Here is a 26,913-nt window from a genome sequence, read left to right on the forward strand (position 1 = left end):
GGAGTAGAGAGATCAATCATAAGAACACCACCTAAGATGATTATACAATACAAAAAAGCGATAATCATCAAAGATGATTAATCGCCATGGACAAAATTTATTTTGTCCTTTTTTTATATCAAAATAGTCTAAAGAAGGATATGAAGATAAAATATGATTTTTATTCATAGCAACAACAAATGGATAAGAATAAATATGGAGATAATCAGACTGATCTTCAAAAGGAATAGGATCATGACCAACTCTAGCAGTAAATACACAATCGACTTTATGATTTTTTAACAGCTCTTCAATTTCTTGTCTAGAATCACGATAAAGCTGAATATCCATATGTTTATTGTGTTGATAAAAATTCTGAATATTTTTAATCATAATGCAATGTTCAATACCTTTTAAATATCCAATTCTTAATTGACCAAAATTTTCATGATGTAAATATTGAATCGTTTGATAACATTCTTGATTTGCTTCCAAGACTTTAAGAGCACTTTTTAAAAAGATTTTTCCTTGTTGAGTTAACTGAACATGCTTTTTGTTTCTTATAAACAAATGAAAACCAAGTGTTTCTTCTAAATGTTTAATATGATTACTAACAGCTGTTTGAGAAATAAATAGATTTTGACTGGCTTTTGTAAAGTTTAAAGTTTTAGAAACTTTGACAAAGCATTTTAATTGTTGAATATTCATAGAAAAACTCCTTTATTATAACTTTTAGTTATTATATTATTTTTATATTAGACAATTATAATAAATTGATTAAAATAAGTATAAATTGAAGGAGTTAGATTATGAAAAAAATCATTATTTATATTATTGGTTTAAATTTTTTAGCATTAGGAATTGTATTGAATATTTCTACAGGACTGGGAGTTGCTGCTTTATCAAGTTCCATTTATACAACAAGTCAAATATTTCATATATCATGAGGAACAGCCTCTATTATCTGGTATATAGTGTTTGTTGGAATACAATGTTTATTATCAAAGAAAATAACTAAGGAATACCTTTTAGAAATACCGTTATCTTTTGTATTTGGTTATCTTAATGATTTTTATGATTATATCATTCATATAACACCATCATCTTTTATACATTCACTGTTACTATTATGTATCGCTTTACTTTGTATTTCTTTAGGCGTTTATTTGACAAGTGAAACAAACTTTGTATTGAATCCAGGCGATGGCATTGTGAAAACAATAAGTGAAGTTTTCCATTATCCTTTCTATAATGTCAAAAATATGTTTGATATTTCTATGATTTTATGTTCGCTTGTTTTAAGTTGGATAACACATAATCCTATTATGGGAATAGGTATAGGAACTATCATTTCAGCAGTTATGATTGGTAGGCTTATTAAAGTCTGGCAATATCTTCTTCAAAAAAGATTATTTATTGAGGTATAAAGTTTTTATATGTGTTCATAATTCACATATGAGGTGATAAACAATATGAACAATATAAAAAAAATCGTTTTTATTATACTTGTATGCATGTTATGTGTCAGTGTTGAAGCGAAAAGTGACGTTCCTAAATATAAAATTATATCTAACAGTTATCATCAAACTGATATTCAAGACATGTATGATATAAAAAATCAATTACTAACAGATTATAAAGAATGGGTCAAAGGGGTTGATAATCCAGATCAGGCTTTAGCTGATCACCAGAGTGATTATCAGGCAACCTTTAAACAGGGTGTTTATACTATTGTTTTAGGAAAAGGAAAAGGGAAAACTTTAACAGGAGATTTAAAGGTCAATTATTGTGAAACAACTGAAGATATAGAAACAAAATCCTTGATATGGGATTGGCTATTTTGATATGAAACAATATGTTTCATATTTTTTTATTCTCTTTAAAAAATAAGAGAATAAGCAAATATTATAGGATTAAGGGTAAAATTAATGAATTATTTTATTTCGTTATCAAAAAGTGATATGATATATATCATAAGGAGGATTGTTTCATGAAACAGTTAAAACAACCAGACAATAAAATAATGATTTATCCGATTTATCACCATCAAAGTGTCTTGAATGATATATGTGATACCTTAGGATATGATATCAACACAATCATTAATAAAGACTTCAATCATTCAACAAAAGTCTATACACTTGGAAAATATGATTTCCCTTATATTCTTTTTGTGGGACTTGGTGATGTCAGTGAACTGACGACTGCCAGACTTAGAAAGTTAGTTTTGAATATTTCAAAAAATATTAACGAGCCTGTTCAGCTGATGACTGATCATCTTGATGAAGGTATTGACAAGCATGCCTTTGTCAGAATATGGGTAGAATCACATATCATTGCCCAGTATCAGGAATGCAAGATTGGACATGATGTGAAAATGATAGCTGATTTGGATATTGTATCATCAGGATATGTTGAAAAGGATATCGAAACAGGAAGAATCTATGGAGAAGGCATCAACTATGCCAGAAGACTTGCTGATACACCATCTAATCTGATGACACCAGAAGACATGGTCAAAGAAGCTGTCGAACTGGCTAAGGCGTATAACATTGAATATACAATACTCAACAAAAGTGCCTTGGAGGAAATGAAAGCAGGAGGCATTCTGTCCGTCAATCAGGGAAGTCATATACCAGCCTACATGATTGTATTGAAGTATACGCATAATGGAAATGCACCGCATAAAGCCGTGATAGGAAAAGGAATCACATTTGATTCAGGAGGATACAACCTGAAATCAAACAGCTATGGCATGAAGTATGACATGTGTGGAGGTGCAGATGTTTTAGGAATCATGAAGATTCTTGCTGGCATCCAAGCTAAGACAAATGTTTATGGAATCATTCCAGTGACAGAGAATTTGGTGAATGGAAAAGCCTATAAACCACAGGATGTCATCACAACACTATCAGGAAAGACAGTCGAAGTCGTAAGCACAGATGCAGAAGGACGATTGATCTTATGTGATGCTATCACGTATGCACAAAGACTAGGAGCTACTCATCTTATTGATTTAGCGACTCTTACAGGAGCATGCGTAGCTGCTTTAGGAGATGTTTATACAGGTGTTTTCGCTAATGATGATGCCTATTATCAAGAATTTGAACAAGCCATGAAAGCAGCTGATGAAAAGGGATGGCGATTACCAATGGATGATGAATATTTTGCAAAAATTAAATCAAATAGCGCAGATTTCAAAAATTCTATGGGAAAACCTGGTGCAGGAGCAAGCATTGCGGCTAATTTCTTGAATGCTTTTGTAGAAGAAGGTACAAAATGGATTCACCTAGATATTGCAGGAACAGCGGACAATGATGGTACTGGTGCAACAGGAGCCATGATAAGAAGTGTTGTTGAATTTATAAAATAAAAGATTAAGAATGTTTATGAAAATAAGCATTCTTTTTTTGTTTTTACTGTATATATACAGTATTGACAGATATAGAAAAATCATATATACTGTATATGTAAGATATGTACAGTATATATGATTACAAGGAGAAGATGCATGGAAATTATATTAAGCCAAACAAGTTCAAAGCCTATTTACGAACAAATTGTCTTTCAAATCAAAGCAATGATTATGAATGGCCAATTGAAACCAAATGATTCTTTGCCGTCTATGCGCAAGTTAGCAAAGGATTTACATGTCAGTATTATTACAACTCAAAGAGCCTATGATGAGTTATCTAAAGATGGATTTATTGTTGTTATTCCTGCAAAAGGAGCTTTTGTTGCAAGTCAAAACCAAGATTTTATTCGTGAAGAAAATTTAAGAAGAATCAAATCTTTAATTAAAGATGCATATTCATTGGCTCAGGAAAGTGGCATTTCTCAAAAAGTATTAATAGAAATGATTGAGGAAATAGACAAGGAGAAATAGTTTATGGATAATGCTATTGAAATTAAAAATCTAACAAAGAAATATAAAGATTTTATATTAGAAGATATATCAATTAATATTCCTAAAGGAACAATTGTAGGTATTGTTGGTGAAAATGGGGCAGGAAAATCAACTTTTATCAATGCTATACTTGGAATTGTTCAATCTCAATATCAGAAATTATCTTATTTTGGAAAAGATTTTCATCAATATGAAAAAGAGATTAAAGAAGATTTAGCTGTTATTTTTGAAACATCACATTATGATGTTGAATTAACTGCACAATGGATTGATCGTATTTTAAGTCATACGTATAGAAATTGGAATCATGAGTTGTATTTAAAATATTTAAAACAATTTGATATACCTTATCATAAGAAATTAAAATTCTTTTCTAGAGGAATGAAAATGAAACTTGAATTTGCTATAGCTTTTAGTCATGATGCCAAATTGCTTATTCTTGATGAGGCAACTAGTGGATTAGATCCTATTATTCGTGATGAAATTTTAGATTTAATTAGAGATTTTACTGAAGATGAGAATCATACAGTGATTATGTCTTCACATATTACCAGTGATTTAGATAAAATAGCTGATTATATTGTTTATATCCATCAGGGAAAATGTCTATTTATGCAGACTTATGATGATATGAAAGAAAATTATGGGATTATTCATGGGAATCAAAATTTGCTTGATACGTTATCTCATGATGATATTGTCAGTTATATAACTGAACCTTATAGCGTATCTATTTTGATACAAAATCGACAACAAATTCAAGAAATTTTTAAGGATTTAGAAATAAGTAGACCGACTATTGAAGAAATTATGTTATTTTATGCCAAAGGGGTGAAAAAACAATGCTAGGAATTATGATTAAAGATTGTTATGAAAGTTTTTTTATCAAGAAAAATCTAATAGGTATGATTATTTCATCTCTATGTTTAATCGCTATATTAATTTTAATGAAAAGTATTTATAGTATGATTCTTATTGTTGTTGCCTTTCCAATGATTGGCATTTCAATATTACAGTATTCTATGGAGCAAGATGAAATATCCAAATATGATAAGATATTATTAACATTTCCTATCACAAAAGAACAAATTGTTCAAGCTAAATTTATATCTACTATTTTATTTACATTATTCGTACAATTATGTCTTTCATTACCTATTGTCTGTTTATTTACTGGTGTTTATCATGTGACATCCGTTCAAAATTCATTTTTCATATGGATGTTAGGATTTATTCTTTCCTTTATTATGAACTCACTAACGAGTATAGGTTTCTTTTGGTTAGGAAGTAAAAAAGGAACTGTTGTTTATATGATTTTTGTGATTACATTTTCATTTGCTTATATTATTTTACATTTTGCTTTTACAGTAGATTATTTACTATCATTACCAATGTATGTTATTATCATAATTGGAAGTATTCTTGCAATTATATTAAATATTATTAGTTATTTGATATGTGTTTCTATTTATAAAAGAAAACATTCATAAGATGGAATTATAATGATTTCATCTTTTTATTTTTGAATTTATTGAATGTCTAAGAATGTTTATATACAATAAAGAGAGAGGTGAGATTTATGGATGAAAATATGCAAATGATAAAAGATATATGTTTAAAAGAAGCAAGTCAAAATCCAATAAAAATTGTGAAAAAATTGATGAAAATTGAAAATATACCAATCCATGGACCTATTCATCATATCATTGATGGTTTTGCTTTTTTGACTGCTATGCATAATGTAGGAGTTGAATTTGATTTTCCAAAAGCCTTAGATGAATTAGAAATCAGAGGAAAGAAAATGCCAGGAGCAACTTGTGGACAATGGGGAATTTGTGGATCAAGTGCTTCTGTTGGTGCAGCTTTAGCTATTATTCATCAGACAACTCCTTTATCTGACAATGAATATTATAAAGATAATTTAAAATTGACTTCATTAGCACTTGGCAACATAGCTGAAATTGGAGGACCAAGATGTTGTAAAAGAAATGCTTATCTTTCGTTAAAAACAGCTATCAAATTCGTTGAAGAAACGTATGGTATTCTATTAGAAGATACTGATGAAAAATGTGAGTTTTCTCATTTGAATCAACAATGTATCAAAGAAAGATGTCCATTTTATCATCACTAACAGATATAAGAATTTATTATTAAAAGAAAAATGACTGAAAATCAGTCATTTTTTACTCTTTAACGTATTTATTCATAAATTCAATAATTGTGCTTTCACATAATTGAGGATCAACCAAATAGCTTTGCGCATGACCAGCTCCCTCAACAATCAATAAATCTTTATCAGCACTACATGCATTATAAAGATCATAAACCATATAGGTTGGTACAAAATTATCACGATCACCATGTATAAATAAAGTTGGTGTTTTAGATTTTTTAACTTGTTCAATTGTTGAAGCTTCTTTGAAGCTATATCCTACACGTTTTTTACTTAATAAAGTTGCAGTTGGTAAGACAAGAGAAGCAGGAATATGTCTTTGATGAAGTTCATGTTTAAATTCATCAAGAACACTTGTAAATCCACAATCAGAAATAATACATTTGACATCATCAGGAAGTTCTTCACCACTAGCCATGAGAACAGTGGCACTTCCCATTGATATACCATGTAAAACAATTTGTAAATCTTTATGAAAATAATCTTTAACCTGATGAATCCATTGAATACAATCTAATCGATCTAACCATCCAAATCCAATATATGTTCCTTCGCTTTCTCCATGAGCACGATTATCTGGTAATAAAATATGGAATTCTAGATCATGATAAAATTTAATATAATAGGCATATTCTTTTAAATTATATGAACGATAACCATGAACAGCAATTAATACTTTATTTGTATCTCTATCAGCTTTTAAAAATTTAGCTTTGAGTTTTAAACCGTCATTTGAAGTCATTTCCCATGTTTCAAAATGTTGTTGTTTTAACCAAGGAAGATATTTTTCAATACGTGGATCAACTTTTGGTTTCATTTTATTAAGTGGTGTGCTTTTATGACAGGCAAAATCAATTGCAGTGACTCCAACAAAACCAATAATAGCTCCAGATATTAAAGCACCATAAGCAAGAGTTTTCTTTTTCAATATCATCATTCCTTTCTTAATGATAATATTATAACATAAATTTATACGAAAATAATACTCTTTTTCAACTATAATTAATATAGGTAGTGAAAATATAATGTATCAAAAAGATGGATATATTTTAAGAATATCAAAAAATGAAGATACTGATGAATCTTATAAAGATGATTGAAATTTACATTTTAGTATAAAGTAAGAATATATAAACAATGAATAAAAATGCTTTTTATATTTATGGAATTTGAGAATAGTGTTAAAATAGTAGTTATATAGAAAGATAAATATATAAATACTATGTATAATTAGCGACAATACAATAGGTATTTCTAACTATCTTTTCATTTGATTTCTATTTTTTTATCAATTTATATTATTCTTCTCTTTAAAAAATAATATAATCATATAATGAAATTGAATTTTTAAAAAGAGAAGCTTCATGATTGATGAGATAGAAAAACAATTAATCAATGATGTTTTATGAATTGCTGTTGACTTAACTAAAAAAACATCTTAAAACTTTAGATAGTTTTGTCTTAAGGAATATAGTTTTAGTAAGATGAGATGAAAAAGTTCTTTAACTGGAATTTATCCAAAATATTCTTTTAAAATAATTTATATGATGAAAATAGAAAAATAGTAATAATGAAATATAGGATGATTATATATGACAACAAAAGAAAAAATTAAAGATGCTTTTATTGCATTGGTCATTGAAAAACAAACGGTTAAAATCTCTGTCAAAGATATTGTAAAAAGAGCCAAAATATCAAGACGTTCTTTCTATAATTATTATGCAGATCGACAATCTATAACAGAAGATATATATATTGAGACTATAGAAAGTACAATTAAAGAATGTTTTGATAAAAAAATGACTACAGAAATGTTTATTACAGAGATTTATAAAGCTTTTTTTAAAAACAAAAACTTTTTCATCGTTGCTATAAAAGATGATGAACAAAATTCTTTATTTGATACAATTATTGAAAGAAATCAAATAGTATTTTCTTATTTATATAAAGATATTATTCAAGATCAAATCAAATTAGATTATTTATCATATAAATATGCTTCTACTCAAGTGATGCTTCTCAAGAAATGGTTAAATAATGGGATGGTAGAATCGCCTGAATTTATGACTGAAGTCTATCTTGATTCACATAAAAATTACGAAAATATGCATGAGTCTATCATTAATAAAAAAACAAACTGGTAGTCTTGATATTACACATTTTATAGAAAATGTAAATTGAACACTTAATCTATTTTGTTAAAATATTTTTAAGGAGGATGTTTTTATGACAAAAATGATGAAATGTGCAATTTATAATTCTGTTCAAAATGTGACTGTTGAAGAGAGACCTATTCCAGAAGTCAAAGAAAATGATGTTCTTGTGAAAGTGTTAAGAGCTGGAATCTGTGGTTCTGATGTTGGTATCTATTATCATGGTGGTGAAAACTATGGTGTATTTCCCGGATCACAATTTGGGCATGAGTTTGTAGGTATTGTTGTCGAAAAAGGAAAAAATGTATCTGATGATATTAAATTAGAAGAAAAAGTATTTGTTGATCCTGTCATGAGTCAACCGTATGGAGTTGCTGGTTCAACTATGGCAGGGGCATTTTCTGAATATGCTTTGGTACAAAATGCAAAAATTGGTGTGAATCTATACCCACTTGATGATGATGTCGATTTAGATCAAGCGGTTATTATTGAACCAATGTCTGTTGGAGCCCAAGGAGCATTAGCATTTAATCCTAAACTTGACGACAAGATTGTTGTGCTAGGTGCAGGTCCTATTGGATTAGGAGCTACTGCGGGATTGCTTGGAAGAGGTATAAAAAATGTTGTTGTCGTAGATAGAAATGAATTGAGATTATCCAAAGCAGCATTATTAGGAGTAAAAACAATTAATACCTCTACTGAAAATTTGAAGGATAAATTAATAGAGATTTTTGGTACTTATCCAAGTTATGATCCAATTCCTGATGTGGATATGTATGTAGACGCAGCAGGAGCTCCACCATTATTATCAGAAGTATTTAATTATGCGAGAAATCATACAAAATATGCAATAATCTCAGTATTCCAAAAGGTTGAATTAGAAGGAAGACCTTTTATTGCAGCCCAACCAATTATTTATGGTTCTCAAGGTTATACGCATGAGACAATTGTTGAAGTTATTGATCATATATTAAATAAAAAAACGCCAATTGCTTCTATTATGGTGACACATAAATTTAAACATGAAGATATCAGTAAAGCATTAGAATTTGCGGCTTCAGGACAAGGAATTAAAGTTATTATTGATTACGAACTATAAAATAATCTTATACAAATAAATAATAATTTTGACCCATGTGAAAATATCATATGGGTTTTCTTTTACAAATTCATATATAGAATATCATATTGAAAATGAAGAAAATATTTCAAATAAAAAAGCATGCTCATAATTCCTCATTTACAAAGAGTCATTGTACAATAAAAAATGAATATTGAATAAACTGAAAAGAGCAAGACTTTATAAAAAATATGGGGTTTATAAATTATAAAATTTATTGAGAGCCCATCATCTTATAAGCGTGATGAAGTTATTCGCTTTGTAGAAGCAAAAGATCATTATGATTTTATTTTCTTTGATTAAAGGGAGCATATTATTGAAAAAGTGTTATTTTAAAATGACATCATGTTTCTTTAGATGTCTTTGTCTTCAACCAAAGAGCTATTCATACTTATGAAAAAGTAGGCTTTAAACATGAGGGTGTATTAAGAGATGCTATTAAAGTTGGCAATCAGTATGTAGATGATATTTTGATGTCAATGCTAGAAGAGGAATGGAAAGTTATCAAGTCACAGATTTAGTCATAATGTTTCCATATCTTTTTGTTATGATATATAAGAGGAGAAGATTTTTATGAAGAAATTAATAGAAATTTTTGGGCTAGGGGTTTTAATGATTTTAGGTGGTTCATTAGCTGAATATACGCTTTCTTCATTTTCAGTAGTTTTTATTTATAGTGGTGTGTTTGTTTTGATTTGGGGTCTAGGATTATTTTATTGGAAAGTGATTCAAAAAGGTATGAGATGGATCAAAGAACTTAAAAATATTTCAAAAGAATAATAATAAGGCGATAGAAAATAAAGAATCTATCGCCTATTTTTTATTTTCAAGTGATATTTGTATAATTTTAAAGGCATTTGTGTTAGAATATCAGCTAAGGTGATGAAGATGACAAAAGTTGTATTAGAAAATCAAATGAATGAAATTTGTGATGTGATTCAAAAAGGTGGTATTGTGGCTTTTCCTACTGAAACAGTTTATGGCGTAGGTATTCATTTTGATGATGAAGAAGCATTAGAGCGTTTAATGGAAGCAAAAAATAGAGATTATTCTAAAGCGATTACTTTGATGGTTGCGGATAAAGCAGATATTTCTCAGTATGCTTACATTAGTCCACAGGCACAAAAGATGATTGATCAATTTATGCCTGGAATGATTACGTTGATTTTTAAGAAAAAAGAATCTGTTCGTGATAGCATGACAAATGGAAAATCAACCATAGGAATACGTATTCCAGATAGTGAATTTGTTTTATCTTTATTAAAAAAGGTAGGACCTATGTTAGTCACAAGTGCGAATTTATCTCAACATTCTAATACAACTTCAACTCAAGAAGTATTGAATCAATTGGATGGACGTATTGATTTAGTCGTTGATGGTAAAACATCTGATAACATTGCCAGTACAGTTGTTGACGTGAGTCAAGATGAAATCAAAATATTAAGAGCTGGAAAAATAACAAAAGAACAGATAGAGGAGGCAATAAAATGAAAATAGCAGTTGCATGTGATCATGGGGGATATCGTTTAAAAAATGTATTAATGGAAGAAATGAAAAAACAAGGATATGAAGTTGTAGACTTTGGAACATATAATGAGGAAAGCTGTGATTATCCTGATTATGCTGCCAAAGCTGCCAAAGCTGTCGCAAATGGAGAATGTGAAAAAGGTGTTGTCGTTTGTGGTACAGGTATTGGTGTTTCTATTACATGTAATAAAGTCAAAGGTATTCGTTGTGCATTAGTTCATGATGTGTTCAGTGCCAAAGCAACAAGAGCTCATAATGATACAAATATGTTAGCAATGGGGCAAAGAGTGATTGGAGAAGGTTTAGCATTAGAAATCTTAAATGCGTGGCTACATACTGATTATGAAGGTGGTAGACATGATCAAAGAATTGCCAAGATGATGGCTTTGGAGAGTGAATAAAGATGAGAGATGAACAAGTCTTTGAAAGTGTTGAAAGAGAGCTCAATAGACAAAGAAATAATATTGAGTTAATTGCTTCAGAAAACTTTGTTTCCAAAGAGATATTAGAATTAGCTGGAAGTGTTTTAACAAATAAATATGCAGAAGGATATCCAGGTAAGAGATATTATGGAGGATGCCAATTTGTAGATGAAGTCGAAACTTTAGCAATCAATCGTTTAAAGGAATTATTTGGCTGTGAATATGCAAATGTTCAGCCTCATAGTGGGGCTCAAGCCAATACAGCTGTTTATTTGGCATTATTAAATCATGGGGATAAAGTGTTAGGAATGTCACTTGCTGATGGAGGACATTTAACACATGGACATCCACTCAATTATTCAGGAATCAATTATGAATTTTATAGTTATGGTGTTTCTCGTGATACAGAAACGATTGATTATGATGAATATAAGAGAAAAGTCGAAGAAATCAAACCAAAGTTAGTTGTTGCAGGAGCAAGTGCCTATTCAAGAATTATTGATTTTGAATATATGGCCAAGATTGCTCATGAAAATGGTGCTTTATTTATGGTAGATATGGCACATATTGCTGGTTTAGTTGCTGCTGGTTTACATCCTTCACCTTTCCCTTATGCTGATGTTGTCACAACAACAACACATAAAACATTAAGAGGACCACGTGGTGGTGTCATTATGTGTAAAGAAGAATTAGGAAAAGCGATTGATAAAGCTGTTTTTCCTGGTATGCAGGGTGGTCCATTAATGCATATTATCGCAGCGAAAGCCGCATGTTTCTATGAAGCTTTACAACCAGAGTTTAAAGATTATGCAAACCAGATTATAAAAAATGCCAAAGCATTAGAACAATCTTTAAAAGAAGAAGGATTTAGATTAGTGGCTGATGGAACGGATAATCATTTAATTTTAATTGATGTTAAAGCAAGTTGTGGCATGAGTGGAAAAAAAGCGGAAAGATTGCTTGATGAAATTCATATTACAGCTAATAAAAATGCGATTCCATTTGATACTGAGAAACCTTTTAAAGCAAGTGGTATTCGTGTAGGAACACCAGCGATGACAACAAAAGGTTTTGATGAAAATGATTTTAGAGAAGTTGGTAAAATTATTGCGTATCGTTTAAAAAATGATGAAACAGATAGTGTTAAAGAAGAATGTTTAAAAAGAGTAAAAGCATTAACTGATAAAGTGACAATGTATCAAGATAAAACATATTTGAAATAAGAGAAGTTTAATCTTCTCTTTTTTGATTATTGATCATGAAGATGGATAAAGATAGGCTTTATAGGGATAATTTGATATAATGATACTAGAAATGAAAGAAAGAAGGGATTAGAAATGGCAACAATTATTTTAAATCATCCTCTTATTGATCATAAGTTGACCATTATGAGAAATAAAGAAACAGGTACAAAAGAATTTAGACAGAACTTAGATGAAATTGCGATGTTAATGGCTTATGAAGTGACAAAGAGTTTACCATTACAAAATATTGAAATTGAAACACCAATATGTTCTATGACTGGTAAAAAATTAGTCCGTCCTATTGTTTTGGTTCCTATTTTAAGAGCAGGTCTTGGTTTAGTTGATGGTTTTAAAACAATGATACCAACAGCCAAAGTTGGACATATAGGAATGTCAAGAAATGAAGAAACTTTACAGCCAGAGGAATATTATGCTAAATTTCCTTCATGTTTAAAAGAAGCTGATGTGATTGTCCTTGATCCAATGTTAGCAACAGGTGGTAGTGCTTGTGCTGCTATTACAAACATTAAAAAAAGAGGCGCTAAAAATATTAAATTTGCTTGTCTTGTGGCTGCTCCAGAAGGTATTCAGGTGATTGAAACTGAGCATCCTGATGTGGATTTAATTGTTGGAGCACTAGATGAGAAACTGAACGATAAAGGCTATATTGTGCCAGGATTAGGAGATGCTGGAGATCGTTTGTTTGGAACAGATTAGCTATATGTCAAAATTGTATAGTGTGAATAATGGTATGATTTAAGTTATCTTGACAAATACTAAAAAGAAATGACTTTTGAACTATATCTTGCAATCAAAAGATTTGTTATTTTTGATTATCCACGGTATAATCAAGATAGTGTTAAAATAAGGAGTGAGCAATGTGAATGAAAAAGATGTTCAAACAGAGTCTAAAAAAATCTTTTTAATCATGTTGCTCTTTTTTTGTTTGATAGGTCTAATATTGAAGAATATGGCCTATCCTTTAGGAGTCATTGTTGGATATATCATTTGTTATATCAATTTTATATTGACAATTAAATTTAGTCATACAATTTTACAGGAAGGACATCATATTTTATTAATTATATTGATGTTTATGTTAAAATTATTTTTGATGATTGTAGGATTTATGATAGCTGTTATATGGAAAGAATACGTTCATCTTTTGAGTGTGTTTTTTGGTTATTTGATTACACCTATCACAATTCATTGGTTAAATTTAAAAACAAGAAAGGAGATGAAATAGATGCATATAGTGATTCAGACAGAATTGATATTTTCTTTAATTATCATAGCCATGTTAGCAGTCTTTTTTATTTATGCAGGAAGAAAGATTGCATTAGCAGATGCAACCAAGAGACCTAAAGGTTTAGTTCTGGTCGTTGAAACAGGTGTAGAAATGATTTATAACTATTTGAAATCAATTATGCCTAGTCGCTTTGAAAAGAACTATTATCCTTATTTTGCAATGCTGTTTTGTTATCTGATCGTGGCTAATATTAGTGGATTAATTGGTTTTGATGCACCAACATCCAATTATTCTATTACGTTGGCTATGACAATTATTACATTTGTTTTGATACAGTTTAACGCAATTCGAAAAAAAGGAATTAAAGAATATATCAAGGGTAATGTTTGGCCACCAACGAATATCTTTGGAACAATAGCTCCCTTAATATCGTTATCATTCCGTATTTTTGGTAATATTTTAAGTGGTAGTATTTTAATGTCGTTGCTTTATCAGTTTACAGGTTGGTTATCAAGTTTAATTATTCCAACGACAGTTAATTTTTTAGGACCAGTTATTGCGCCAGTGTTCCATGTTTATTTTGATTTATTTGCTGGTGTTATTCAGACATTAGTGTTTGTAACAATTTCATCTATATTAATCATGATGGAAAATGAAGATTGATCTTAACTATAAATATAGTTTTGATAATTAAAAAAATATAATGGAGGTAAATAAAATATGACAGATTTAGGTTTAGTTGCAATCGCTGCAGGAATTGCAGTATGTGCAGGTTTAGGTACAGGTATTGGTGAAGGTATTGCTGCAAGTAAAGCAGTTGAAGCAGTCGGTAGAAATCCAGAAGCTGAAGGTAAAATCAGAACAATGATGATTTTAGGTATCGCATTAACTGAAACAGTTGCTATTTATGGATTATTGATTTCAATTATTTTAATTTTCGTATTCCCAGCTTTATATTTATAAAAAGGTGATTGGCTTTTTATAAGAAGGGAGGCATACAATGAGTATTGATGTTGCAGGGAAATTATTCCCTAATCTTGCGACAATCGTGATTCAATTATTATCCACAGGTGTTTTATTGATTATTTTTAGAAAGTTCTTTTGGGCTCCAACACAAAAGTATTTTCAAAAACGTGCTGATTTTATCGAATCACAAATTCAGGATGCAAAAACATCTCAGCAAAAAGCAAAGCAGCTTATGTTAGAAAGTGAAGAACAGGCACGTCAATCTGCCAAAGAGTATCATGATATTATTGAACAGGCTAAAAATGATGCTTTAAAAATTCATGAAGATTTAGTTGCAAAGGCAAAAGAAGAAGCTGCTCGTAAGCTAGAACAGGCAGAAAGAGAAATTGAAGTTGAAAAACAACAGGCTAGAGAAGACATGAAGAAAGAAATGGTTAATATAGCTATTGAGGCAGCAACAAAAGTAATGAGTAAAGAAATGAATTCAAAGGAAAATCAACAAATGGTAGAAGATTTTGTTGATCAGGTTGTTCATTAATGGATACCATTGCAAAAAGATATGCTGAAGCATTATTTGCTTTAGCAAAAGAGGAAAATGCTGTCAAAACATATCAAAAAGATATGGAGAAAGTTGAAGATATCTTTCATGATCAAAGTATTTTACAGTTTTTTAGTCATGTTGCGATTCATGATGAAGATAAATATCAGGTATTGAATCAATGCTTAAAAGGACAAATTGAAACATATGTCTATCAATTTCTTTTATTGCTGATTAAAAAAAGAAGAATCAAATATATTGTTTTGATTTGTCATCAATTTCAAAATTTATGTTATGAATACTTGGGTATTCAAGTTGGAAAAGTATGGAGTGCTTACAAACTTTCTCAAGCAGAAATAGAGAAAATTCAAGAAGCCATGTCTATGAAGACAAACAAGAAAGTCTTATTAAAACAAGCGATCGATCCATCTTTAATTGGTGGAATTAAAGTTGAGATTGATCATCATGTATATGATAATTCTATATCTTATAAGATGGGGTTATTGAAACAGGAATTATTAAGAAAGTAGGTGAAAGTGTGGATTTAAGACCAGATGAGATTAGTTCGTTAATTAAGGAACAGATTAAACATTTTGCAGATCAAATAGAATCAAAAGATGTTGGAACTGTTATGACAGTAGGTGACGGTGTAACATTGATTCATGGTTTAGATAATGCCATGTTAGGAGAATTGTTGTTATTTCCTGGCGATGTTTATGGAATGGTTATGAATCTAGAAGAAGATGCTGTAGGTGCTGTTTTACTTGGTGATGAAGGTTCTATCAAAGAAGGCGATGAAGTCAAAAGAACAGGACGAATTATTGAAGTTCCTGTTGGTGATGGATTATTAGGGCGTGTTGTCAATCCATTAGGACAACCTATTGATGGACAAGGAGAAATTGTTTATCAGCATACACGTCCTATTGAAAAAATTGCACCAGGTGTTATGACAAGAAAATCTGTTGATCAGCCACTTCAGACAGGAATTACATGTATTGATGCAATTATTCCTATCGGTAGAGGTCAACGTGAGTTAATTATTGGTGATAGACAAACAGGAAAGACAGCTATTGCGATTGATACAATATTAAATCAAAAAGGACAGAATATTTATTGTATTTATGTTGCTATTGGGCAAAAGAATTCTACTGTTGCTCAAATTGTTGAAAAATTACGTCAAGGTGGAGCAATGGAATATACAACTGTTGTATCTGCTGGGGCCAGTGAATTAGCTCCTGTTCAATATATTGCGCCTTATGCAGGATGTGCTATGGCAGAAGAATGGCTAGAAGAAGGTAAAGATGTCTTGATTGTTTATGATGATTTATCTAAACATGCGGTTGCTTATCGTACAGTCTCTTTATTATTAAAAAGACCACCAGGACGTGAAGCTTATCCAGGTGATGTATTCTACTTACATTCAAGATTACTGGAAAGAGCTTGTCGTTTAGATGATGAACATGGGGGAGGATCAATTACAGCTTTACCAATTATTGAAACACAGGCAGGGGATATTTCAGCATATATTCCAACAAATGTGATTTCTATTACAGATGGACAGATATTCTTACAACAGGATTTATTTAACTCAGGAATAAGACCGGCTATTGACACTGGATTATCTGTCAGTCGTGTTGGTTCATCAGCACAGATTAAGGCTATGAAACAAGTATCAAGCTCTTTAAAATTAGAACTTGCACAATATAGTGAAATGCAGGCATTTGCACAATTTGGTAGTGATTTGGATGCTGCGACAAAAGCAACTTTGGAACATGGACAAAGAGTGAGAGAAGTTTTAAAACAGGCTCAATATTCTCCACGTAGTGTAGATCAGCAGGTTATCACATTATTTGCTTTAAAATATGGTTATACAAAACAAATTCCAGTTGCTAAAATCAATCAATTCATGGATGAACTTTATCAAAATATTCAAAATCAACATCCTGAAATGATAACAGATATTCAACAACAAAAATCAATCAGCGATGAATTATCTTTAAAAATGAAAGATGTCATGAATGCTTTTGTAGAAAATTTCTTAAAAGTGAATAAGGAAGGTTAGTTTATGGCTAATGATATGCAGTCTATTAAAAGACGTATAAAATCCGTTGAATCAACAAAGAAAATTACAAAAGCAATGCAGCTTGTCGCAACTTCTAAGTTGAGAAAAGCAAGAAATCAGATGGATGAATTAAGACCTTACTATAGTAAAATTCAAGAAACGGTAGGACAAATCTTAGAAAGCAATAAAGGTATGGTGGAAAGTCCATATTTAATAGAAAATCAGGCAGGAAAACATATTTATATTATTGTCACGTCAAGTTTAGGATTATGTGGTGGTTATAATGCAAATGTTTTTAAAACCATGGTTGAATGTTTAAAGCCAGATGATGAAATTTATATGATTGGTAGTAAAGGTGCAAGCTATTTAGCACATCATCATATTGACTATCATTCACAATATGTAGAATTAAATTCAACATTAGATTTCAAAGATGTCATTAGACTTGTTCATGAATTAACAAAACGTTATCAAAATCAAGAGATTGCAAGTATTCAAATGATTTATACAAAGTTTGTTAATAACTTGACATTCCAGCCATGTGTGATGGATTTATTGCCTGTTCATACACAGGATTTTGAAAATATGACTTTAACTAAAAAAGCGACTTTATTTGAACCAAGTCCAGAAGCTGTTTTGAATGATTTGATACCTATGTATTTACAGTCAGTTATTTATGGATATTTGGTAGAATCAGTGACAAGTGAAAATGCTTCAAGAAGAACATCTATGGAAAATGCTACAGATAATGCAGAAGATTTAATAGAAGAATTATTATTGAAATATAATCAGGCAAGGCAAAGTGCTATTACGAATGAAATTAGTGAAATCGTGGCAGGAGCCAATGCTTAATAAGGAGGTGCAGCATGTCAAATATAGGAAAAATCGTACGTGCGGTAGGTCCAGTTGTTGATATTGCTTTTGATGATGGACATTTACCAGCATTAAATACTGCTATTGAAATTGATAATAATGGCGAATTATTGACAGTAGAAGTCGCACAACACATTGGTGATGATGTGGTTCGTTGTATTGCGATGGGGTCTACTGATGGTTTAAAAAGAGGTTTGGAAGCCAAAGATACTGAGCATCCTATTTGTGTACCAGTAGGAAATGAAACATTGGGAAGAATGTTTAATGTACTAGGGCAACCGATTGATGAAAAAGAGGCATTACCTTCAGATATTCAAAAAATGCCAATTCATCGTAATGCTCCAACATATGCTGATCAAAAAACAGAAACAGAAATCTTAGAAACAGGGATTAAAGTTATTGATTTAATTTGTCCTTATATCAAAGGTGGAAAGATTGGTTTATTTGGTGGTGCCGGTGTTGGAAAAACAGTTTTAATTCAAGAATTGATTAATAATATTGCTTCGCAACATGGTGGTTTATCTGTATTTGCAGGTGTTGGAGAACGTTCAAGAGAAGGTAATGATTTGTATTATGAAATGAAGGAAAGTGGCGTTTTAAATAAAACAACACTTGTCTTTGGACAAATGAATGAACCGCCAGGATCACGTTTAAGAGTAGGTTTAACTGGATTGACAATGGCAGAATATTTTAGAGATGAACAACATCAGGATGTCTTATTGTTTATTGATAATATTTTCCGTTTTACTCAGGCAGGTTCAGAAGTGTCAGCATTGTTAGGACGTGTTCCATCACAAGCAGGATATCAGCCTACTTTAGCTACAGAAATGGGACAATTACAGGAACGTATTACATCGACAAAGAAAGGGTCTATTACATCAGTTCAGGCTGTTTATGTTCCGGCAGATGATTTAACAGACCCTGCTCCAGCAACAACATTTGCTCACTTAGATGCAAAAGTTGTCTTAGATCGTTCTATTGCTGCGTTGGGTATTTATCCAGCCGTTGATCCATTGAATTCATCATCACGTGCATTGGATCCATTGATTGTCGGAAAAGAACATTATGAAGTTGCTCATGGTGTTCAACAGATTCTTCAAAGATTCCAGGATTTACAGGACATTATTGCCATTTTAGGTATGGATGAATTAAGTGAAGAAGATAAAGTCACAGTTGCTAGAGCAAGACGTGTTCGTAATTATTTATCACAACCATTTACTGTTGCTTCACAGTTTACGGGATTAGAAGGAAAATATGTTCGTGTACAAGATACAATTCAAGGATTTAAAGAAATTCTTGAAGGAAAATGGGATGATTTACCTGAACAGGCTTTCCATAATGTCGGATCTATTGAAGAAGCAGTTGAGAAAGCAAAAACTTTAACAGATGGCAACATTTAAATTAAAGATTGTAACACCTAAAGGTGTTTATCAGGAAGTAGATGTTGAAATGCTAAATCTACGAACAACAACAGGGCAAATTGGTATACTTGCCCATCATATTCCTCTAGCCAGTAGCATAGATATATCAGAAATGAATTATGTTGATTCTCATCATGATAAACATTATTTTGCGATTGCAGGTGGTTTTGTTTATGTGGGTGAAGAAGATACAACCATTATCACAAGTGCTATTGAATCAAGTGATGAAATTGATTTATTACGTGCTCAAAATTCCAAAAAGAGAGCAGAGGATCGTTTAAAAACACCACAGGACATTGATGTTTTACGTGCTGAAATTGCATTGAAAAAAGCAATAACAAGAATAAATGTGAAAACAACACATCAAACATAGAGTTATCTCTATGTTTTTTTCAAAAACTGATTAAAAAATTTTACAACTTCCTTTGAAATTGTTATCATAATAAATGGAGGAATGCTTATGAAAATTTTACTAGTATGTTCAGCAGGAATGTCAACAAGTTTGTTAGTTGAAAGAATGTTAGCTGCTGCTAAAAAAAGACAATTAGATGTTGATATTGAAGCCAGACCAATTGCAGATACAGTTCAATATGGTCAAGATGCTGATGCAATCATGTTAGGACCTCAAGTTCGTTTTCAGGAAGAACATATTCGTTCATTATTTGATGAAAATAAACCTATTGCCGTTATTGATATGAAAGATTATGGGATGATGAATGGGAAAAAGGTTCTTGATGAAGCGATTCAACTTATAGAATCAAAGAAATAAATCATATTGATGAGAGTCAATATGATTTTTTTATGGAAAACATTTGATTATACGACAAAAAATGATAAAATAACAACGATTGCAAAGGAAGTGAAAAAGTGGTTAGAAAAAAGAAAAGAATTAGAAAAGATAGAGTGATTATTGTTTGTGTATTAGCATTAGTTATATGTTTTGGTATTTATAAAGGAACATCTTGGATGATTCATACAATTTCTTCTTTATTAGAACCTGAAGTTCAACAAGAAGTTGTCCAAGAAAAAGAGGAAGAAAAGGTTAAAGAGTATATAGCAACAGTTGTGTTAGATCCTGGACATGGAGATTGGGATCCAGGCGCTAATGTCAATGATGTCTTAGAAAAGGATATAACATTAATAACTGCAAAAGCAATTGGTCAAGCCTTAGAAGAAGCCAATATTAAGGCTGTCTATACAAGAGAAAGTGATGTCTCTTTATCGGATAATAAAATAGAAGATTTAAAGAAAAGAGCAGCGACAAGTGCTGAAAATAATGCACACTATTTTGTATCTGTTCATGTGAATTCATTTGATGAATCTGATGAAGTTTCTGGATTTGAAATTTATAAAAAAAATAATGAGAGCGAATCATTAGCTCAAAATATTGGAAAACATATGGAAACATTAAATTATTCAAAAAAAAGAGGTATTATAGATGGAGGGAAATCTCTACAAGTTTTAAGAGATAATACAGTACCGTCTGTTTTGATTGAAATGGGATATCTTAATAATAAAAATGACTATAGTTATTTGAGTGATGATGAAAAATTACAAAAATTGGGAGAAGCTATAGCAAATGGAATTATTGATGAAGTTCAAACTCATCTTTTAAAAGATTCAGCACAAAATAATACAAATAAGTAGAAATATCCACAAGAAATTCAAAACAATTTGATATCATGAAAAGCGTGGAAAGGTGTTATATATGAGTCTAAAATTAAAAAAGGATATAAAGAAAAAAGCTATATTATTGGTTGGAATATTATGTATTGTTACAGTTGTGTTTTTTATCTTTAAAATGTTCAATAAACCTTTGATTGCATTTAAGAAAAATCCGGTTGAAGTAGAAATAAATGAAAGTATTGATCCAACTTCTTATATAGAAGAGATACATGGAAAATATAAAAGCAGCGATGTAAAAATTGATGCAAGTCAAGTGAATACAAAAAAATTAGGTGAATATACTATCCAGTATGCATTAAATGATAAAAAATATGATTTAACTGTTAAAGTTGTAGATACACATGCACCTACTTTTAAAGTTAAAAATTTAGATATAGATGTTGGTATGAAAGTAGATGTTAAAGATGTTGTTTCAGACATTAAAGATGCAACAAAAACAAAAGCATATTTTAAAAAAGATTATGATTTTACAAAAGAAGGTAAACAAAATGTCACTGTTGTTGTGGAAGATGAAGGTGGTAATAAAACAGAGAAAGAGATAGAAGTCAATATTGTCAAAGATACTGAAAAACCAGAATTAACAGGATTACATGATTTAACTGTAAAAGTCAATGGAGATATTGATTATCTTTCAGGTTTAACTGCTAAAGATAATCGAGATCCTAGTCCAAAAATCACTGTTGATTCCAGCGATGTTGATTTGAAGAAAACAGGAACATATACAGTTAAATATACAGTTAAAGATAGAAGTGGTAATGCTGATACTTTTACTAGAAATGTTAAAGTGTTGAAAAAAGTTGTGACAAAGGCTGTTCCATCAAGTGAAGAGAAAATTGTATATTTAACATTTGATGATGGACCATCTGAAAATACAAAGAAAATTATTGATATATTGGATAAATATGATGCGAAAGCAACATTCTTTGTAACTGGTAACAATAAAAAATGTAATAAGTATATTAAAGAAGCTTATGAAAAAGGACATACGATAGGATTACATACCTATAGTCATGATTATAAGGAAGTTTATTCATCAATGGATGCTTATTTTGATGATTTAAATAAAATTGGACAAATGGTTAAAGAACAGATTGGTTTTGTACCTAAATATATTCGTTTCCCTGGGGGAAGTTCTAATACCAAATCAGCAAGTTATTGTAAAGGATTAATGACAACATTAGTGACAGAAGTCCAAAATAGAGGTTATCAGTATTATGATTGGAATGCTGATTCAACAGATGCTGTAAGAAACAATCAGGCTGTTTCAGTCCTAGTGAAAAATGGAACATCAAGTAAAGCAAAAAATATTAATCTTTTAATGCATGATACAGCTGCAAAATCAACAACTGTAGAAGCTTTACCAAAAATTATAGAACATTATCAAAAATTAGGTTATACATTTAAAGGAATAGATGATACATCATTTACTCCACATCATGGGGTTAATAATTAAAGTCAGACATGATATTGTTTGACTTTTTTTCAATAAGATATTCTGTATTTTCTTGTTGGAATATGTTATTCTATGAAAAAGTAGGTGAAGATATGAAGAATTTTATAAATGAATTTAAGAAGTTTGCTTTACGTGGAAATATGCTGGATATGGCTATTGGGGTTATTATAGGGGGAGCTTTTACTGGCATTGTGACCTCTTTAACTGACAATTTTATTAACCCTATTTTGAATTTTGTCACTGGTGGAAAAATATATACTTTACAGGATATTGCAGGTTTTGCATCAGCATTTCTTTCATCATTAGTAAATTTCTTTATTATGGCTTTTGTTTTATTTTGTATTATGAAGGCTGTGAATAAACTCATGAGTATTGGTAAAAAAGAGGATGAAGTTATTCCTGATAAGAAAATTTGTCCGTTTTGTAAATCAGAAATTCATATTGAGGCATCACGTTGTCCTCATTGTACATCACAATTAGAAAACTAAAAAAAGCTGTCGGAATAAGCATTTCACTTATCCCTGACAGCTTTTATTCTCCACCAAAGATTTCAAGAATATCAATTAAAGTAGAACTTTTCTTCTTTTTGTGTGATTTTTCATAATCTTTAGATGAATGCTGTTTTTGTTCTCCTGAAGCTCGTTCAATAATTTTATCAAGTTCCCCACGATCCAACCAAATTCCACGACATTCAGGACAATAATCAATTTCAATACCATGTTTTTCTGACATAAGTAATGTCACATCTTTGCATACAGGACACTTCATTATATTTCCTCCTTTATGTTGTATTTATATATATGATATATATTATATTTTAAATCAATATTAACAATATGTGAAATCATTTGAGAAACATTCTGATCAGTTTATCTTTCATTGAATTATAAGGATAATAACGCATTGGTAAATCTATCCAAGTTGCCTTTTTGACAATACTTCTGGTATGAGAGAAAGTTTCAAAACTCTTTTTACCATGGTATGATCCCATACCACTATTTCCAACACCACCAAAACCTAATTCACTTGTCGCAAGATGAATAATTGTATCATTAATACATCCACCACCAAAGCTACAATGTTTTAATAATTTCTTTTGAATCGCCTTATTTTGAGAGAAGATATAGAAAGCCAGTGGCTTTTCTCTTTGATTAATAAAGGCTATAGCTTCATCAATGTTTTGATAAGTTAAGATAGGAAGAATAGGACCAAAGATTTCTTCTTGCATTAATGGATTGTTTCCATCAACATGATCAACAACCGTTGGTTCAATCTGTAAGGTTTCTGGATTTCTATGACCACCAATGACAATATCCTGATTTTCTAATAAATGTGATAATCTATCAAAGTGTTTTTGATTAATAATTTTAACAAGTTGAGGATTTTGTAAAGGTTGATCACCAAAGAATTCATGAATAGCATCTTTCATATATTGAATGAACTGATCTTTATATTTGTCTTTGATTAATAAATAATCAGGAGCCACACATGTCTGACCTGCATTTAAAAACTTACCAAAAGCAATACGTTTTGCTGCCAGTTTTAAGCTCTTATCATCATCAACGATACAAGGACTTTTCCCACCTAATTCTAAAGTTACAGGTGTTAAATAACGACTCGCTTTTTCCATAACCAGTTTGCCAACATTCACACTACCTGTAAAGAAAATATAATCAAAACGTTGTTCCAAAAGTTCCGTATTCTCAGCTCTTCCACCTTCAACAACTGCCACATATCTTTCATCGCAGCTTTCACTCACCATTTGTTTAATCACATGTGAAACATTTGGAGCATAAGCACTCGGCTTGATAATTACAGTATTTCCAGCTGCAATAGCGCCAACTGCTGGTTCAATTGATAACATGAAAGGATAATTCCAAGGACTCATAATCAATGTCACACCATAAGGCTCATAAGATTCAAGGCTTGTTCCATAGAATTGAGAGATTGGCGTCCAGACATATTTATTACGACTCCATTTTTTAATATGTTTTAACTGATAGTTTAATTCACTTAAAACCAAACCAATTTCACACATATAAGATTCGACAGCATCTTTATTCAAATCTTTTTTCAAGGCTTCAATAATACGATTTTGATGTTCTAAAATCCAAGTTCTCAAAGCTTTTAAAGTTTGTATTCTATGATTAATATCTTTAGTATATTGTGTCTGATAAAATTCACGTTGAGTTTTCACTAATTCTTTAATATCCATAATGACCCTCCAATATATTGATAATATCTTGTTTATTTGCATATTTGTTATTGACTATTAAAGCTCCATCATTTAAAGCCTTCTCAGCCACTTCATTGATATTTTCAGGCAAACTTTCAACACTTTCCAGTGATACAGGAAGATTTGTCTTTTCATGTAGAGTTTGTAATAAACGCGCAATATAATCAATCGCCTTTTGTCCTAACTGCTCCTTTGGTGTTTGACTATAAAGTTCTTTTTGTCCAAGATATAATAACAAATCCCCATATAAGTCTTTATTGATTTCAAGATTATAACGCATACAAGGGACAAGCAGCATACTCATGGCATCTCCATGAGCTACATGGCAGACAGCTCCTAAAGCATGTCCAATCGCATGAACAATACCAACCATTGAATTTGAAAAAGCACATCCTGCTTCATAAGAAGCTAAAGCTAAATTCAGTCGAATGTTTTCATCTTTAGGGTTTTCAACAACTTTTAAAATATTTTGTGATATGGTTTGGATAGCTAAAATTGCATAGGCATCACTGATAGGATTTTTTTGTGAACATGTGTAAGCTTCAATCGCATGTGTTAAAGCATCAATACCAGTAGAAGCTGTTGTTTTTAATGGAAGATTTTGTGTTAAAACAGGATCAAGGAAAGCAACATGACTTTGAATATGCTGTGAGATGATTTCCAGTTTAACTTGCTTTTCAGGATGACTGACTACGGCGACACATGTCGCTTCACTACCAGTCCCACTTGTTGTTGGAATAGCAAAGAATGGCACATCTTGACCAAGTTTTAAATCTTCAAAACCTAAAATATCTTCAATGGATTCACATTCCTGTGATAACATCAAATAAACACCTTTAGCAGTATCTAAAACACTTCCACCACCTAAAGCAATCAATCCATCACAATTTTCTTTCATATAATAATCTTGAATATCTTCAATTGTATGAATAGAAGAATCAACAGGAATATCTGTATATAGACTATAATCTAATGATAAATGTTTGGTAAGAATATCAACATATTTGAGTTGATATAAAACATGGTCTGTTAAAATTAGAGGATGTTTCATATGATATTGTTGACATTCGTATTCAAGTTGGCTTAAAGCATTTTGCCCAGCACATACCTTTGTTTTATTGACAAATTCAAAATACATAATGATCCCTCCTAAGCAAATAAAGCTTTTATATAAATCAATAAAGTCGGTTTATATTTCTTTTCCTGATGATTTAAAATACGTTTTGTCATAAAACGAGGGAAAAGATAAGTTTCCACCAAATCAACACATCTGACAAATCTCATACTTTCAAAAACATCTCCTCTTAAAGAAAAACGATGTTCTAAATAAGCACTTTTGACACTCATTATACCTGTAAAAACAAGCAAAGCTGTCTGAATGCTTTTAAAGGTAATACAAATATCAGGTTTTACATTTTTGACTTTCTGTAATCCTTTTTGATATGTGTATTTGATTGTGATGGAAGGTCCATGCATGACTTGTAATGTTAAAAATTTATCTTGTTTCCATCCATCTAATTCTTCTTTCATACGTGGATCATCATGATAAAGAACTTTCATACCACGATATAAAAACTGCATCACAACCCAAATAATCAGCTTTTTCATATGCACTCACTCCTTATCAATATTATAACATTTAAAAAAGTGATAGTAAAAAGATAAAACTTGACCATTATTTTTTATACATTATCCTTTTCCCTTCATCGTGTTTATGGTTTCAATAATGATAAGAACAATATAAATAATCAAAGTTATGATATATATAATAGAATAAGAAGAAATAAAAGAGATGACACTATCTCTTTGCGTGTTGATAATCAGTAGATAAATCAATAACAAAGCAGTGAAAAGAGAATTGGCTTTTTTAAGATAACTTTGATTACGATACTTTATGTTTAAAA

General features: G+C 30.6%; 32 protein-coding genes and 1 pseudogene. 27 read left to right on the forward strand and 6 right to left on the reverse strand.

Features of this window, described 5'->3' with window-relative positions:
- Nucleotides 1-12: 12 nt before the first annotated feature.
- Entirely contained in the window at nucleotides 13-687 is a 675-nt protein-coding gene (locus B5E79_RS03275; protein WP_087296945.1) for a LysR family transcriptional regulator, read from the reverse strand.
- 101 nt (nucleotides 688-788) lie between these two features.
- On the opposite strand from B5E79_RS03275, the pseudogene B5E79_RS03280 reads away from it, so the two are divergent.
- The 7 genes and pseudogenes from B5E79_RS03280 to B5E79_RS03310 all read left to right on the forward strand — a co-directional run bounded on the left by B5E79_RS03280 (nucleotide 789) and on the right by B5E79_RS03310 (nucleotide 6,017).
- Nucleotides 789-1,406, forward strand: a pseudogene (locus B5E79_RS03280) (YczE/YyaS/YitT family protein).
- Nucleotides 1,407-1,451: 45 nt separating this feature from the next.
- Complete coding sequence (locus tag B5E79_RS03285) at nucleotides 1,452-1,823, forward strand: hypothetical protein (protein WP_241147438.1); 372 nt, start codon at nucleotides 1,452-1,454, stop codon at nucleotides 1,821-1,823.
- A 146-nt stretch (nucleotides 1,824-1,969) separates the two neighbouring features.
- On the forward strand, nucleotides 1,970-3,352 hold the full coding sequence (locus B5E79_RS03290) for a leucyl aminopeptidase family protein (protein ID WP_087296946.1): 1,383 nt from the start codon (nucleotides 1,970-1,972) through the stop codon (nucleotides 3,350-3,352).
- Between the two features lie 138 nt (nucleotides 3,353-3,490).
- Entirely contained in the window at nucleotides 3,491-3,865 is a 375-nt protein-coding gene (locus B5E79_RS03295) for a GntR family transcriptional regulator (protein WP_087245850.1), read from the forward strand.
- A 3-nt stretch (nucleotides 3,866-3,868) separates the two neighbouring features.
- Complete coding sequence (locus tag B5E79_RS03300; protein WP_087245852.1) at nucleotides 3,869-4,735, forward strand: ABC transporter ATP-binding protein; 867 nt, start codon at nucleotides 3,869-3,871, stop codon at nucleotides 4,733-4,735.
- Entirely contained in the window at nucleotides 4,729-5,376 is a 648-nt protein-coding gene (locus B5E79_RS03305; protein ID WP_087296947.1) for an ABC-2 transporter permease, read from the forward strand. Before B5E79_RS03300 ends, B5E79_RS03305 begins: the two co-directional genes overlap by 7 nt.
- Nucleotides 5,377-5,465: 89 nt before the next feature.
- On the forward strand, nucleotides 5,466-6,017 hold the full coding sequence (locus B5E79_RS03310) for a DUF5714 domain-containing protein (protein ID WP_087296948.1): 552 nt from the start codon (nucleotides 5,466-5,468) through the stop codon (nucleotides 6,015-6,017).
- A gap of 52 nt (nucleotides 6,018-6,069) precedes the next feature.
- On the opposite strand, the gene B5E79_RS03315 is transcribed toward B5E79_RS03310, so the two are convergent.
- The gene (locus B5E79_RS03315; protein WP_241147439.1) at nucleotides 6,070-6,993 is read right to left on the reverse strand and encodes an alpha/beta hydrolase; all 924 of its coding nucleotides are present in this window, start codon (nucleotides 6,991-6,993) and stop codon (nucleotides 6,070-6,072) included.
- 658 nt (nucleotides 6,994-7,651) lie between these two features.
- On the opposite strand from B5E79_RS03315, the gene B5E79_RS03320 reads away from it, so the two are divergent.
- The 20 genes from B5E79_RS03320 to mscL all read left to right on the forward strand — a co-directional run bounded on the left by B5E79_RS03320 (nucleotide 7,652) and on the right by mscL (nucleotide 23,261).
- Entirely contained in the window at nucleotides 7,652-8,203 is a 552-nt protein-coding gene (locus tag B5E79_RS03320; protein ID WP_087296950.1) for a TetR/AcrR family transcriptional regulator, read from the forward strand.
- Nucleotides 8,204-8,285: 82 nt separating this feature from the next.
- Complete coding sequence (locus B5E79_RS03325; protein WP_087296951.1) at nucleotides 8,286-9,311, forward strand: zinc-dependent alcohol dehydrogenase; 1,026 nt, start codon at nucleotides 8,286-8,288, stop codon at nucleotides 9,309-9,311.
- A gap of 594 nt (nucleotides 9,312-9,905) precedes the next feature.
- Nucleotides 9,906-10,112, forward strand: a complete 207-nt coding sequence (locus B5E79_RS03330; RefSeq protein ID WP_087296952.1) for a hypothetical protein — start codon at nucleotides 9,906-9,908, stop codon at nucleotides 10,110-10,112.
- Nucleotides 10,113-10,220: 108 nt separating this feature from the next.
- Entirely contained in the window at nucleotides 10,221-10,823 is a 603-nt protein-coding gene (locus B5E79_RS03335; protein WP_087296953.1) for an L-threonylcarbamoyladenylate synthase, read from the forward strand.
- Entirely contained in the window at nucleotides 10,820-11,260 is a 441-nt protein-coding gene (gene rpiB, locus B5E79_RS03340) for a ribose 5-phosphate isomerase B (protein ID WP_087245160.1), read from the forward strand. Before B5E79_RS03335 ends, rpiB begins: the two co-directional genes overlap by 4 nt.
- A 2-nt stretch (nucleotides 11,261-11,262) precedes the next feature.
- Entirely contained in the window at nucleotides 11,263-12,504 is a 1,242-nt protein-coding gene (locus B5E79_RS03345) for a serine hydroxymethyltransferase (protein WP_087296954.1), read from the forward strand.
- A gap of 114 nt (nucleotides 12,505-12,618) precedes the next feature.
- Complete coding sequence (gene upp, locus B5E79_RS03350) at nucleotides 12,619-13,242, forward strand: uracil phosphoribosyltransferase (RefSeq protein ID WP_087296955.1); 624 nt, start codon at nucleotides 12,619-12,621, stop codon at nucleotides 13,240-13,242.
- Between the two features lie 163 nt (nucleotides 13,243-13,405).
- The gene (locus B5E79_RS03355) at nucleotides 13,406-13,771 is read left to right on the forward strand and encodes an ATP synthase subunit I (protein ID WP_087245157.1); all 366 of its coding nucleotides are present in this window, start codon (nucleotides 13,406-13,408) and stop codon (nucleotides 13,769-13,771) included.
- A complete protein-coding gene (locus tag B5E79_RS03360) occupies nucleotides 13,772-14,437 on the forward strand; it encodes a F0F1 ATP synthase subunit A (RefSeq protein WP_087296956.1) in 666 nt (221 codons plus the stop codon).
- Between the two features lie 57 nt (nucleotides 14,438-14,494).
- Nucleotides 14,495-14,737, forward strand: coding sequence for an ATP synthase F0 subunit C (gene atpE, locus B5E79_RS03365; RefSeq protein WP_087296957.1), 243 nt, complete (start codon nucleotides 14,495-14,497; stop codon nucleotides 14,735-14,737).
- Between the two features lie 37 nt (nucleotides 14,738-14,774).
- Nucleotides 14,775-15,278 (forward strand): F0F1 ATP synthase subunit B, encoded by a 504-nt coding sequence (gene atpF, locus B5E79_RS03370; protein WP_087296958.1) that lies wholly within the window; start codon nucleotides 14,775-14,777, stop codon nucleotides 15,276-15,278.
- Nucleotides 15,278-15,808, forward strand: a complete 531-nt coding sequence (locus tag B5E79_RS03375; protein WP_087296959.1) for a F0F1 ATP synthase subunit delta — start codon at nucleotides 15,278-15,280, stop codon at nucleotides 15,806-15,808. Before atpF ends, B5E79_RS03375 begins: the two co-directional genes overlap by 1 nt.
- An 8-nt stretch (nucleotides 15,809-15,816) precedes the next feature.
- Nucleotides 15,817-17,340, forward strand: a complete 1,524-nt coding sequence (atpA, locus tag B5E79_RS03380; protein WP_087245152.1) for a F0F1 ATP synthase subunit alpha — start codon at nucleotides 15,817-15,819, stop codon at nucleotides 17,338-17,340.
- A 3-nt stretch (nucleotides 17,341-17,343) separates the two neighbouring features.
- Nucleotides 17,344-18,192 (forward strand): ATP synthase F1 subunit gamma, encoded by an 849-nt coding sequence (gene atpG, locus B5E79_RS03385; RefSeq protein WP_087296960.1) that lies wholly within the window; start codon nucleotides 17,344-17,346, stop codon nucleotides 18,190-18,192.
- A gap of 14 nt (nucleotides 18,193-18,206) precedes the next feature.
- The gene (gene atpD / locus B5E79_RS03390; protein ID WP_087296961.1) at nucleotides 18,207-19,613 is read left to right on the forward strand and encodes a F0F1 ATP synthase subunit beta; all 1,407 of its coding nucleotides are present in this window, start codon (nucleotides 18,207-18,209) and stop codon (nucleotides 19,611-19,613) included.
- The gene (gene atpC / locus B5E79_RS03395; RefSeq protein WP_087296962.1) at nucleotides 19,600-20,007 is read left to right on the forward strand and encodes an ATP synthase F1 subunit epsilon; all 408 of its coding nucleotides are present in this window, start codon (nucleotides 19,600-19,602) and stop codon (nucleotides 20,005-20,007) included. The genes atpD and atpC overlap by 14 nt, the downstream gene beginning before the upstream one ends.
- 87 nt (nucleotides 20,008-20,094) lie before the next feature.
- The gene (locus B5E79_RS03400; RefSeq protein ID WP_087296963.1) at nucleotides 20,095-20,403 is read left to right on the forward strand and encodes a PTS sugar transporter subunit IIB; all 309 of its coding nucleotides are present in this window, start codon (nucleotides 20,095-20,097) and stop codon (nucleotides 20,401-20,403) included.
- Nucleotides 20,404-20,501: 98 nt separating this feature from the next.
- The gene (locus tag B5E79_RS03405; protein ID WP_087296964.1) at nucleotides 20,502-21,281 is read left to right on the forward strand and encodes an N-acetylmuramoyl-L-alanine amidase family protein; all 780 of its coding nucleotides are present in this window, start codon (nucleotides 20,502-20,504) and stop codon (nucleotides 21,279-21,281) included.
- Between the two features lie 61 nt (nucleotides 21,282-21,342).
- Nucleotides 21,343-22,773 carry a polysaccharide deacetylase gene (locus B5E79_RS03410; protein WP_087296965.1) on the forward strand — a complete coding sequence of 477 codons (1,431 nt, stop codon included), beginning with the start codon at nucleotides 21,343-21,345 and terminating at the stop codon, nucleotides 22,771-22,773.
- A 92-nt stretch (nucleotides 22,774-22,865) separates the two neighbouring features.
- Nucleotides 22,866-23,261 (forward strand): large conductance mechanosensitive channel protein MscL, encoded by a 396-nt coding sequence (gene mscL / locus B5E79_RS03415; protein ID WP_087296966.1) that lies wholly within the window; start codon nucleotides 22,866-22,868, stop codon nucleotides 23,259-23,261.
- Nucleotides 23,262-23,304: 43 nt separating this feature from the next.
- On the opposite strand, the gene B5E79_RS03420 is transcribed toward mscL, so the two are convergent.
- The 4 genes from B5E79_RS03420 to B5E79_RS03435 all read right to left on the reverse strand — a co-directional run bounded on the left by B5E79_RS03420 (nucleotide 23,305) and on the right by B5E79_RS03435 (nucleotide 26,617).
- Nucleotides 23,305-23,541 carry a TFIIB-type zinc ribbon-containing protein gene (locus B5E79_RS03420; protein WP_087296967.1) on the reverse strand — a complete coding sequence of 79 codons (237 nt, stop codon included), beginning with the start codon at nucleotides 23,539-23,541 and terminating at the stop codon, nucleotides 23,305-23,307.
- A gap of 76 nt (nucleotides 23,542-23,617) precedes the next feature.
- Nucleotides 23,618-24,988 carry an aldehyde dehydrogenase gene (locus B5E79_RS03425; RefSeq protein WP_087296968.1) on the reverse strand — a complete coding sequence of 457 codons (1,371 nt, stop codon included), beginning with the start codon at nucleotides 24,986-24,988 and terminating at the stop codon, nucleotides 23,618-23,620.
- Nucleotides 24,978-26,147: an iron-containing alcohol dehydrogenase gene (locus B5E79_RS03430; RefSeq protein WP_087296969.1), complete on the reverse strand. Its 1,170-nt coding sequence runs from the start codon at nucleotides 26,145-26,147 to the stop codon at nucleotides 24,978-24,980. Before B5E79_RS03430 ends, B5E79_RS03425 begins: the two co-directional genes overlap by 11 nt.
- 11 nt (nucleotides 26,148-26,158) lie before the next feature.
- Nucleotides 26,159-26,617 carry a hypothetical protein gene (locus B5E79_RS03435; RefSeq protein WP_087296970.1) on the reverse strand — a complete coding sequence of 153 codons (459 nt, stop codon included), beginning with the start codon at nucleotides 26,615-26,617 and terminating at the stop codon, nucleotides 26,159-26,161.
- Between the last annotated feature and the right edge of the window lie 296 nt (nucleotides 26,618-26,913).

It is taken from the genome of Massilimicrobiota sp. An134 (assembly GCF_002160815.1).
GTDB lineage: Bacteria > Bacillota_I > Bacilli_A > Erysipelotrichales > Coprobacillaceae > Allocoprobacillus > Allocoprobacillus merdigallinarum.